The following is an 11,860-nucleotide window of genomic DNA, read 5'->3' on the forward strand; positions in this document are numbered from 1 at the left end:
GGGCGTTATAATTCCCGCCCATGTCTGCAATCGAACACAATAAGCGGCCGTTGCTGATCTACCTGCACGGCTTTCTGTCCTCGCCGCAATCCTACAAGTGCCAGCTGATGCGCGAGCGCGTTGCCGCCGAACACCCGCGTATCGTCTTCTGTGCGCCACAGGTTTCGCCCTATCCGGCCATCGCGCAACAGTCTCTGGTCGCGCTGGTGGAACGCTTCCTGAACAGCGGCGAGTGCGGCCCCATCGGGCTGGTGGGCAGCTCCATGGGCGGTTTCTGGTCCAGTTACCTGGCAGAGCGCTACGGGCTGCCGGCGGTGCTGGTGAACCCGGCGGTGCACCCGTCGCGTTTTATGCCGACCTACGTCGGGCAGGTACTGAAGCCCTACAGCGGTGAGCCGCAGGAGTATCGCCTAACCCAGGCAGACGTTGATACCATGTGCCAACTGGACTCGGAGCTGCGACAGCCATTGCGGGGCCGTTACTGGCTGCTGGCGCAGCGCGGCGACGAGACGCTCGATTACCGCGAAGCGGAAGCGTTCTACCGCGGACAGCGCCAGACCATCGAGGACGGGGGCGATCACGGCTTCCAGGGCTTCGCGCGCTACTGCGCGCCCATTGTCGAATTTCTTTTTAACCTGTAGGAGCCTGCTTGCAGGCGAAGTCTGCGGATTTTGTTAACGAGTAGTAAATAAGAATATGGCCAACTATTCCGCCGAAGATATCGAGGTACTCACGGGGCTGGATCCGGTGCGCAAGCGCCCGGGCATGTACACGGATACCGCGCGCCCCAACCACCTGGCGCAGGAGGTGATCGACAACAGTGTCGACGAGGCCCTCGCCGGCCACGCCAAGAAGATCGAAGTGGTGCTGCACAAGGATCACTCGCTGTCGGTCAGCGACGACGGCCGCGGCATGCCGGTGGACATCCACCCGGAGCAGGGCCGCCCCGGGGTGGAAGTAATCCTGTCCACGCTGCACGCCGGCGGCAAGTTTTCCAACAAGAACTACCAGTTCTCCGGCGGCCTGCACGGTGTCGGTGTATCGGTGGTGAACGCCCTGTCCAAGGTGCTGGAAGTCACTATCCAGCGCGACGGGCATGTGCACCGTATCGGCTTCCAGAACGGTGACAAGGCCTCGGACCTGGAAGTGATCGGCGACTGCGCCAAGCGCACCACCGGCACCAGTGTGCGCTTTATGCCGGATCCGAAATACTTCGACTCCGCCAAGTTCTCCGTGCCGCGCCTGCGTCACCTGTTGCGTGCCAAGGCCGTACTCTGCCCCGGCCTGACCGTGACCTTTATCAACGAGCAGGACGGCGAATCCGATCAGTGGTTCTATGAAGATGGCCTGAAGGACTATCTGGCGGCCGCCAACCAGGGCTGGGAAGTGCTGCCGGCCGAGCCGTTTGTCGGCAGCTTCTCCGCGCAGACCGAAGCCGCCGACTGGGCGGTGCAGTGGCTGCCGGAGGGCGGTGAGATCACCGCCGAATCCTACGTGAACCTGATTCCGACCGCGCAGGGCGGCACCCACGTCAACGGCCTGCGCTCCGGCCTGCTGGAGGCGATGCGCGACTACTGCGAAATCCGCAACCTGCTGCCGCGCGGTATCAAGCTCGGGCCGGAGGATATCTGGGTTCAGTGTTCCTACGTGCTGTCGGCCAAGCTGGCCGATCCGCAGTTCTCCGGCCAGACCAAGGAGCGGCTGTCCTCCCGCGAGGCCACCGCATTTATTTCCGGCGTGGCCAAGGATGCGTTCAGCCTGTGGCTGAACCAGCACACGGAAGAGGGCGATCGCCTCGCGGAATTGTGTATCAGCAATGCGCAGAAGCGCGTGCGCTCGGCGAAAAAAGTCGCGCGCAAGAAAGTCACCCAGGGGCCGGCGCTGCCGGGCAAACTGGCGGACTGTTCCAGCGGCGACACGTCCCGTTCCGAACTCTTCCTGGTGGAAGGGGATTCTGCCGGCGGCTCCGCCAAACAGGCCCGCGACCGCGAATTTCAGGCCATCATGCCACTGCGCGGCAAGATCCTGAACACCTGGGAGGTGGACTCGGCCGAGATTCTCGCCAGCCAGGAAGTGCACGATATTGCCGTGGCTCTCGGCGTTGATCCGGGCAGCGACAACCTGGAGGGGCTGCGCTACAACAAGATCTGCATCCTCGCCGACGCCGACTCCGACGGCCTGCACATCGCCACCCTGCTGTGCGCGCTGTTCCTGCGCCACTTCCGCCCGCTAGTCACCAACGGCCACGTCTACGTCGCCATGCCGCCGCTGTTCCGTATCGATATCGGCAAGGATGTCTACTACGCGCTGGATGAGGCGGAAAAACAGGGCATCCTCGACCGCATCACCGCGGAGAAGAAAAAGGGCAAGGTGCAGGTCACCCGCTTTAAGGGCCTCGGCGAAATGAACCCGCTGCAGCTGCGCGAGACCACCATGGATCCGGATGCGCGCAGGTTGGTGCAGCTCTACATCGATGCCGGCGACGACAGCAACCAGCTGCTGGATATGCTGCTGGCGAAGAAGCGCGCCGGTGATCGCAAGCAGTGGCTGGAGAGTAAAGGCAATCTGGCGGAAGTCGGATAACAGCCCGAACTCAACAAAGAGCCCCGCAATCGCGGGGCTTTTTTTTGTTTTGCCCGATTCGTTTCAGGCATGATTTAGATTGATCTTCATTGTTTAGTAAATTTGTTAGAAGCTTTGGCCAGTATTTTCTGCAAGGCTTATGAGCTTTCACTCTCGCTAAGCAGTTTCTGGATACTGGAAAAATCCAGCTCCTCGTTCCCCACCAAACTGTGTAAGTCGTACAGATTGCGTGCCAGAGAATCCATGGGTGTGTAAGACCGCTTGGCAGTTGTAATCGCTGAAGAGCGGACGATAAACGCTGAGCGACAGGGCAGTCGAGAACCCCGCAACCATCGGTCGGGGTTCTCGACTGCCCTGTCTACCGGGAATCACTTAGTAACTATAGCCATCGTGACTGTTTACCAGTGAATAGAAAGTTACCTGCACATAGTCGCTATCGTTACCAGTGTTATTCTGGTTGTACACGCCGGCTTTAAAGTAGTGATACTGATCGCTGACGTCGTAGCCGCTGTTACTCATATCCACTGACTGAACTACATCCGGTTTGCCGTCACGCGAGATAGTGACGGTGAGAGTATTGCCTACTACCTTGATCTCATAGTCGAACACTTCGTTCAAGACGATGCCGTCGGCCGGGTCGGAGGCCGTGTTTGAGCGGCTACCGATCATTTCATACCAGCTGTCGCTACCTCCGTTTGGCTCGTGGGCGATGTAGATGGAGCCTTTACTGTTGCCGGGCAGTTTGCGGTAGTAGAGGCGCAGTGGTTCGTCGTTGTTGGCGTGAATCTGGCCGACAATGACGCGCCCTACCTGACTGCTGTCACCGGTAGTGGTGACGTGGTTTACCGCAAGCGTCGCGCGCAGCACACCATCTACGCCGCCGGCGGCTTCGCGTGCAGAAGCGGGCGCGGAACCGAATACCCAGTTGTTTTTGTTCACACCCTGGGTGCTGATGCTGGTGTCGCCGCGACGCAGCATTTCACGCAGCTCGGTGCGGGTATAGGAAGTGCCGGAAGATGTCTTGTAGCCGTCGATGGGGCAGCGGAACACCATGCCACCGTCACCAGCGGTATAGAAGTAGCTGCTGTTGGCGTAGCCGCTGTTCAACTCCGCTTCCTTGATGTCGTCCGCTTTGCCGTTACCGTCGTTGTCACTGGGTACACTCAGGTACCAGTCGGCGAGGTCGAAGTTGCTGGACGGGGGCAGGCCTGGGTCGAGGTCGCCGCCGGAGCTGCCGCCGGAACTAGAACCACCGGAGCTGGAACTGCCTGAACTGCTGGAGCCGCCGGAGCCGGAACCGCCGCTGGAGCCGGAAGAGCTGTCGCCGTCATCACAACCGATTACATCGATTTCCAGGATGCTGTTCCAGTTATTGGCAGAATTGCCACTGCCGGTCACGCGCACATAGCGTGCATCCGAATCGGTAACGTCGTAGCGCTCCAAGTCCGCGGAATTGCCGCTGGACTCACCGTCGCTCAGTACCGTGATCCAGTTGCTGCTATCCGCGGAGGATTCGATGGTGAAAAAACTGCTGCGCTGATCGCCTTTGTACCAGGCGATGTCGACGCCTTTTACCGGCTGTATACTGCCGAGGTCCAGGGTGATCCATTTGACACCCTGGGACGACCAGCGGGATTCGTCAGCCAGGCTGCCATCGAGTACATTGCCCGGGCCGTGGCCATCGTTGCTGCCGTCGTCGGAGGCTGAAGCTACCGACAGGTTGCTGTCGGGAGTGCAGGCGCTGCCGCCGGAACTTGAAGAGCCGCCGGAGGAACTGCCGGAGCCGGAGCCCAGGTTTTCCAGCGCGAAACTGTCGAAGCGCCCTTCGTCGCCGTTGTAGGCACCAAACACGGTGATGCTGCTGGCGCTGCCGGAATTGAATTCAACAGATACCTGCTGCCAGTCGGAACTTTCCGCACTGGCGTTAATGGTGCTATCACCCACCTGCGCACCCAAGGTGCCGGCACCGCGCACGTAGGCAGTGAGTCGATAATTGGTATCGGCGTTCACAGATACCTGCTGTTCCACGCGGCTGCCGCTTCCGGAAATCTTCGCGGACTTGCTGCCGCTGTGGGCAACGCCGGAAATGGCCGAGGGATCGGTGTCATTCCAGCTGTCCCAGTCGCTTTCGAAACCGGGGTTTTGAATGGCCGCGCTGGCACTGGCCATGCAGGCAGACAATGCTGCCGCGCAACTGATTTTCATCGCTAAAGTCTTCATCGAACGTTTCATTGGACCCTCATTTTTTTGTCGGGTTGTAGGTCATGGGGGGGCAGCGAACGCTGACTGCTGCTTTTGCGTGAAAACGCTGCCCGCGACTGGGTCGCGGGAATATCCGGAGCTATCCGTACTGCTGGAAAAAGAAAGAAAAAATGAGCGGGCGCCGGATTGGAGAACCGGCGGTGCAACACCGCCGGCTCTCCCGGTGTGGATCAGAACTTGGCGCGCACGCCCATTACAAAGCGACGGTCGTTTTCCATGATCTGGAAGGCGGTGCCGTTGGTGCCGGTATTGATGGTGGGCTCTGCGGTCAGGTTGGTGACGTTGGCAATGACGGTAATGTCTTCGGTCACGTCGTAGCTGGCAGAGAGGTCCAGTTGCGCCAGATCTTCGCGGTAGTCGTTCCCCAGTGTCGGATCGTCGGAACCGGCACCTTCCACCAGCTCGCCCAGCGGGAGTACACGCTTTGTTTCCGCCTCGTCCAGGAAGCGATCGCGGAAGGTGTACGCCAGGCGAATGCCGAAACCCTCGTACTCGTAGTACAGCTGAGTGTTAAAGGTGTTTTTGGAGATATCTACCATCGGCACGCCATCGGGTGTCGTACTGTCCGCGTAGGTGTAATTGGCGCTGATACCCAGGCCAGACCAGCGGCCCGGTAGGAAGTCGAAGGCCTGCTGGTAACCCAGTTCGAGCCCCTGAACCTTGCCGTCTTCGCCGTTGGTAACCCTGTCGGTCAATATTCCCATGGCAGAAGTCGGCGTGCTGGCGTTGGCGTACTGAATGCCATTCGCCTGCCACAGGCAGATCTTGTCGAAATCTGAGGTGTTGGTTAGTGTGCCGACGATCTCAGGCAGATTCTCACACTCGTAGGTGCGCTCCGTGAAAGAGGCTACATCCTTGTAGAAGAGGGTGGCGGAAACCATATTGCCGTCCCAGTAGTGCTCGGCGGAAATGTCGTACTGGGTGGCGCGGTAGGGTTCCAGCTCCGGGTTGCCGCGGCTGGCGGCGATGTAGGCATCGCGGAATGCGTACGCCGGACTCAGCTCGGAGAAGTCGGCGCGGCGCATTACCTTGGCCGCGGCGAAGCGCATCAGGGTGTCTTCGGTTACATCCCAGGTCACATTCAGGCTGGGCAGAAAGTCGTTGTAACTGGTGTCGGCGCTCACTTTTTCGTAAACACCATCCACGCTCTGGTAGGCGCTGGTTTCCAGATCGGTTGACACATAGCGACCACCCACTACGGCGCGCACATTGCCGAAGTCCAGGTTGGCCTGCAGATACATGGCAGAGGTGTCTTCACCAATTGCGGAGTATGCGCCTTCCTGATACTCGAGGTTGTCGCTGAGGCTTCCGTCGACCTGCATATTGGTGCCGGCAAGCAGCTGCTTGACGATGTCAAAGGTCGCCTGCTGGTTTTGCAGCAGGCCGACATCGTAACCAGTAACTTTCGCCAGATCGTAAGCACCGCTCATGCCGGTGTGCTCAAACCCATCGCCGGAGAAGTCGTACTCGGTAATCGCATTCGGAAACTGAGCGGCAATATCTTCCATCCAGATAATGTCCGGGTTGCCGTCGGCATCGGTGAGGTTTTTGAAGATATTGGTGATGCGGAACTGGTACTGATTCTGCTCGTACTCACGGCTGGTTACGCGTACGCCGGTCTTGACCGCGGATAACCACTCCAGCCCGAAGGGCTCGGCGTATTCCAGGTCAAAACGCAGAGCGTCTTCTTGGTTGACGATGTAGGTGCGGGTATCTTCGTAACGGCGGAATGCCTGGTTTTGCTGGTCGGTAAACACATAGCCATCGGCAAAGTCGACGACCGGCGCACCGCTGTTGCTGTTTACAAATCTAACCGGGATCAGCCACTTGTTTTCGTCCGCATGACCGTCGCCTTCGAGTGCGCGATCGGTACCGCGGAAGCGGAATTCGGAGAAGGGCGTATAGCTGTCGGATTCCGCTGTGGAATATTCGCCGCTAACGGTCAGCTTATCGGTGAAGTTCCATTCGCCGCCGAATGCGTGGCTGTAGGCTTCGGTATTGCGGAAGCTGGAACCTGCGGTTTGTAGCGGCTGAATGGAATCGTAGGTGAAGTTCTGCAGCTGACCATTGCCGTCTTCGTAGGTCACTCCCGGTGTGGCTACCGGTGTGCCGCCTACGTGCAGCAGTGAGAAGGTTCCCTGGCTGCCGCTGCGCTCGGTGGCGTTCAGGTCCAGGTAGAACTGGCCCTGTTCGGAAGCTGGTGCCCACTGGAAGGAAACGTTAAACGCGGTGCGCTCACGTTCTTCAGTGCGTGGGTTATAGGTGTGCTCGCGGCCGTATACATAGTTGCCGCTCGGCGTGTTCTTGGCATTGTCGGCGGCATCAATGGTGCCGTCGTTGTTGAAGTCCACCGGGCCTACTTGAAGCTGAACCAGCGATTCATCGCGGCGCAGTGTGCGGTCCTGGTAGGACAGGGATGCCATGGCGCCGAAGGTACCGGCTTCACCCAGGTCCCAACTATCGCCCACAGATGAGCTGATGATCGGCGCCCAGTTGTCCGCTTTATCCGCGTACTCGCCCTGGACGGAAATGGACGCTAGCGGCGCATTCAGGTCCAGCGGGCGAGCGGTAACCAGGCTGATGGTGCCGCCGAGGGCGCCTTCGATCATTTCCGGCGTCGGTGACTTGATGACTTCTACTTTGGACAGGAAGTCTGCGGGGAAGTCCTGGAAGTTAACCCCATTGCGGCCATCACCCAGGGTGGAGCGGCCATTCACTTCTACGCGGTTCTGCGGGAGACCGCGGATGGATACCTCGGAGCCGACACCAAAATCGCGGTTGATGGAAACACCGGTAACGCGCTGCAGGGCTTCGGCGATGTTGTTGTCAGGCAATTTGCCAATATCTTCCGCTACTACCGCGTCGACGACACGTGCGTCATCGCGCTTGGCATCAGCGGCGGCTTCGAGGCTGTGGCGAATTCCGATCGCGACCACTTCCTCCATCTGCTCGGAGCTGCTCTGGGCCAGAATTGTGGGTGCTAGCAGAGTTGCGGACGCGGAAAGCATCAATACACCAAGATCCCTCATCGCATACTGCCGGGTGAATTTCTTTTTGTTGTTCATCGGCTAGGTTTCCTCTCATCGTAAGAATGATTTTGTTTTTATTGGTAAAAGCACACGGAGTTAAACCAATCCCGGAAAAGCTGTCAACAATACTGGTTAATCAACTGGTAAGATAGGTTTGGAGCATCCTAATAAGTTGTTGTTTTTAAAGGTTTATTCTTGGTTAATATTTTGGCGGCTATTTCAACTGACGGTATATTTTTGCGCTTTTATTCGTGCTATCGAAAATTGGTAAATTATATTGGTATGACACTGTGCGCTGCCATGCCGGGCGGGTGTGGGCTAGGTGTCGTGATCAGAGATGTGGGGAGCCGGCGATGAAGTGCAGGACGCGAATTGAAAAACATGCCGTGAACTTCCACGGGACGTGACAGGGGAAAGTGGAGGTAGAAGCAAGCAGCCGGCCTGCTTTCTCTAGAAGCTACCGGCATCGAATAGGAAATTAGCTAAAGCTCCGAGGATTAGTTTGAAGCTTCCCGCGCGGGCATCGCGGTGCGCGGAATAATGGCTCCCCGGTGCTGGATGACAGCAGCTGCCAATTGATGTCCCTCCACCGCTGCCTGCTCCAGGGAATCGCCGGCTAGTTTGCTGGCGAGGAAGCCCGCATTGAATGAGTCGCCTGCCGCAGTAGTATCCACCGGCGTCACTTGGTGTGATGGAATCAGTTTTGGATCGCTGTTCCTGGCCGCCACAAGGCAGCCGTCCGCACCCATTTTGAGTACCACCTCGGCTACGCCCCAGTGCTGTAGCCGCTCGATAATCTTATCCGCGGCAACACTGTCGTCGTCGGCTTCGCTTCCGAATAGTGCCAGCTCGTCCTCCAGCGTGGGCAGCGCGATATCCGTGAGGCTGTAGACCTTTTCGTACGCTATGCGGGTCAGTGTTTCACTTCCCCATAGCCGTGGACGGTAGTTGCCATCGAAGATGACCTTCCCCCCGGTACGACGATACTCTGCCAGGAAGTTGAACAGACACTCCCGCGCATAGGGAGAGAAAATGGCGAGGGATATACCCGAAAGGTAGATCGCTTGCACTTCCCGTAACTTCTCGAACAGCTCGTGCGCCACAGACGCGTTATCCAATAGCCGGCGTGCCGGCGAGCGATCACGCCAGTAGTGGAAGGTGCGCTCGCCACTGTCATCGGTTTCGATCAGGTAAAGTCCAGGGGTTGAATTTTCCACGCGCATTACGAGATCGCAACCGATTCCTTCGGCCTTCCACTGGCGAATCATCCAGTCGCTCAGATGGTCATTGCCCAGTGCCGTCACATAGTCGACCTCCGCTCCGAGGCGCGACATATAAAGTGCCGTGTTCAGCGTGTCGCCCCCGAACGACAGTCCCGCCGCGAGGCGGGGTTCGTCGTGGTGATTGCGATAGTCGCTGTCCAGGTTCATTTCCAGCATACATTCGCCAATAATTGCGATGCGCTCGTGCATGGTGATCCGCCTTTCTACCTCGGGATTTTCCTGATGATCAGGAGAAAAACAGGCCGCCGTTGATATCGATGTTGGTACCGGTAATAAAAGACGCTTCATCAGAAGCCAGGTAGGCAACAGCTTCCGCTACTTCACAGGCCTTACCCTCGCGCTTCAGCGGGGTGGCGTTGGCCACATTCTCACGCACTGCGTCTTTGGTAAATACATCGTGGAAAGTGGTGCTGATCATACCCGGACACAGGGAGTTCACGCGGATATTCTGCGGGCCAAGCTCTTTCGCCATGGCACGGGTAAAGGTCATCACTGCACCTTTCGAAGTGGCGTAGGCGGACGCGCCCGGGCCGCCGCCGTCACGACCGGCCTGGGATGCCAGGTTTACGATGGCACCGCCGTCCATATACGGTACGACGGCCTTGGTCAGCAGGAAGGTGCTGTTCAGGTTCAGGGCGATTACTTGGTTGAAGAAATTTTCATCCATTTCAGCAAGTGTTTTGCGCTCAACCAGGCCCCCAGCAACGTTGACCAGAATATCAATGGTGGACCCGTAAGCTTTCTGGGCTGCAGCCACGACGCGGTCAACGTCCGCCTGCTTGGTCATATCTCCCTGAACGATGATGGCTTCGCCACCGGCAGCTTCTATTTCCGCCAGCGTTTCATCCGCAGTCTGGATATTGCTGTAGTAGTTCACTACCACTTTTGCGCCTTCCGCCGCCAGTTTCAGAGATACCGCCTTGCCGATATCCCGTGCCCCACCGCTGACGATTGCTACTTTATTTGCCAGTTTCATATTGACTCCAAACTATATTTTTAAAATCGAATTGTTATCGAGGTATCTTCTGAAGTTTTACGAGTTTGCCGCTTCAGCGAATTGCTTTTTTTCCCGCTTGCTGCGCACCGGTGCGATACGCCCCCCAACAAACAGGACCGAGATCAACATCAACGGCACCAGGGAAGCACCGAGAATGAAGAAGGGTGGGTAATAGGTGCCATCATTAGTAATGACGGGAACCAGCTGGATGGCGGTAATGACGCTGATAACTCCGACGGCGCCACTGATACCCGCCAGGCTGGCCACACTCTTGCCCGAGAAATAGTCACTGGGCAGGGTCTGGATATTGTTGATGGCCGCCTGGAAGCCGAACAGGATCACGGTAATCAACGCCAGCGCCGTCGCCGGTGTTGCTGCCACGGTCGTTGCCAGTAGCGCGGGTAACATACAGGCTCCGCCTAAGACTACGGCAAACTTTCGGGATTTATTGACGCTCCAGCCACTGCTGATCAGCTTACCGGACAGCCAGCCACCGAACAGGGCGCCCGCCGCGGCGCCGCAGTACGGGATCCAAGCGGATGCGCCAATCGCCTTTACGTCGAAGCCGAATTTGTCATTGAGATACAGCGGCAGCCAGGCCACAAACAACCACCAGATAGGCTCGATAAAGAAGCGTGCACAAATGACGCTCCAGCTCTGGCGGTGGGAAAGCAGTTCCGGCAGGGAGGGGACATATTCGTCTTCATCTTTTTCGGCGGTAATCTGCCCGGAAAGGATCAGCTCACGCTCTTCCGGAGTAATCCACGGATGTGCGTCCGGACCACTTTTGTAAATGATCAGCCAGGGTACCAGCCAGATAAATCCGAGCAGCGCAATCACAACGAAAGTCGCCTGCCAGCCCAGGAATGCATAGAGAAAGGCCACGAGCGGCGGCGCGATGATGCTGCCCGCGGAGGCGCCGGCGCCAAAGATTCCCTGCGCCAGGGCACGTTCTTTGGCCGGAAACCATTCCGCATTCGCCTTGGTGGCGCCGGGCCAGTTACCCGCCTCGCCGAATCCCAGCAGGGTACGGAAAATGCTGAAACTCGCCACGGACGTTGCCAGGGAGTGCATCGCGATGGAGATCGACCAGACCACAATAGACAACATAAAGCCGATACGAGTGCCGATCGCATCGAAAATTCGCCCGAACACCGCCTGGCCAATAGCATAGGCGATCAGGAAAACACTCATGATGTCGGCGTAGTCGCGGCTGTCCATGCCGAGATCATCGGCAATGCCCGGCCACATCACTGAAAGTGCAGTTCGGTCGATGTAGTTGATAATGGTGGCCAGCGCCACCAGGGACACAATGGTCCAACGTAAATTTCTCATTATTATTATCCTGCTCAGGCTTCTAGAAAATCTTCCCGGTATGGGCTGAAAGTGTCGATCAATACGCCGGACTTTTTGCACACAGCACCGTGCTCTACATGCGGTGCTATGTAAAAGCTATCTCCCGCTTTAAGTAGTTTTTTGCGGTTGCCTACCTGCACTTCGAACTCGCCGCTTTCCACGTAACTTACCTGGGTGTGCCGGTGTTGGTGCACATAGCCGATACTGCCTTCTTCAAACCACACACGAACAACCATCAGGTTGTCATCGTGGCCGAGGATCTGGCGTTTTATGCCGCCGCCGAGATCCTCGACCTCGATATCATGGGACTGCACAAAAGCATCGGTTGCAGGCATGAATTACTCCACAGA

8 protein-coding genes are annotated in these 11,860 nt (G+C 57.8%); 2 read left to right on the top strand and 6 right to left on the bottom strand.

Going from position 1 to position 11,860, the window contains the following annotated elements; translation table 11 throughout:
- The first annotated feature begins 20 nt into the window (after positions 1-20).
- Together BUC36_RS14145 and parE are read left to right on the top strand one after the other, a co-directional pair.
- A complete protein-coding gene (locus BUC36_RS14145; RefSeq protein WP_073276305.1) occupies positions 21-641 on the top strand; it encodes a YqiA/YcfP family alpha/beta fold hydrolase in 621 nt (206 codons plus the stop codon).
- 55 nt (positions 642-696) lie between these two features.
- Positions 697-2,583 (top strand): DNA topoisomerase IV subunit B, encoded by a 1,887-nt coding sequence (parE, locus tag BUC36_RS14150; RefSeq protein ID WP_073276307.1) that lies wholly within the window; start codon positions 697-699, stop codon positions 2,581-2,583.
- Between the two features lie 372 nt (positions 2,584-2,955).
- Here the strand turns inward: parE and BUC36_RS14155 are convergent, their stop codons facing one another.
- From BUC36_RS14155 to BUC36_RS14180, 6 genes are all read right to left on the bottom strand, one after another.
- A complete protein-coding gene (locus BUC36_RS14155; protein WP_234995004.1) occupies positions 2,956-4,803 on the bottom strand; it encodes a polysaccharide lyase family 7 protein in 1,848 nt (615 codons plus the stop codon).
- A 212-nt stretch (positions 4,804-5,015) separates the two neighbouring features.
- Positions 5,016-7,910: a TonB-dependent receptor gene (locus tag BUC36_RS14160; RefSeq protein ID WP_073276311.1), complete on the bottom strand. Its 2,895-nt coding sequence runs from the start codon at positions 7,908-7,910 to the stop codon at positions 5,016-5,018.
- Positions 7,911-8,371: 461 nt separating this feature from the next.
- Complete coding sequence (locus BUC36_RS14165; RefSeq protein ID WP_073276313.1) at positions 8,372-9,346, bottom strand: sugar kinase; 975 nt, start codon at positions 9,344-9,346, stop codon at positions 8,372-8,374.
- A 37-nt stretch (positions 9,347-9,383) separates the two neighbouring features.
- A complete protein-coding gene (locus tag BUC36_RS14170; RefSeq protein ID WP_073276315.1) occupies positions 9,384-10,133 on the bottom strand; it encodes an SDR family NAD(P)-dependent oxidoreductase in 750 nt (249 codons plus the stop codon).
- A gap of 57 nt (positions 10,134-10,190) precedes the next feature.
- Positions 10,191-11,489, bottom strand: coding sequence for an MFS transporter (locus tag BUC36_RS14175; RefSeq protein ID WP_073276317.1), 1,299 nt, complete (start codon positions 11,487-11,489; stop codon positions 10,191-10,193).
- A 14-nt stretch (positions 11,490-11,503) separates the two neighbouring features.
- Positions 11,504-11,845 (bottom strand): cupin domain-containing protein, encoded by a 342-nt coding sequence (locus BUC36_RS14180; RefSeq protein WP_073276318.1) that lies wholly within the window; start codon positions 11,843-11,845, stop codon positions 11,504-11,506.
- Positions 11,846-11,860 lie beyond the last annotated feature (15 nt).

It is taken from the genome of Microbulbifer donghaiensis, from assembly GCF_900129095.1.
GTDB lineage: Bacteria > Pseudomonadota > Gammaproteobacteria > Pseudomonadales > Cellvibrionaceae > Microbulbifer > Microbulbifer donghaiensis.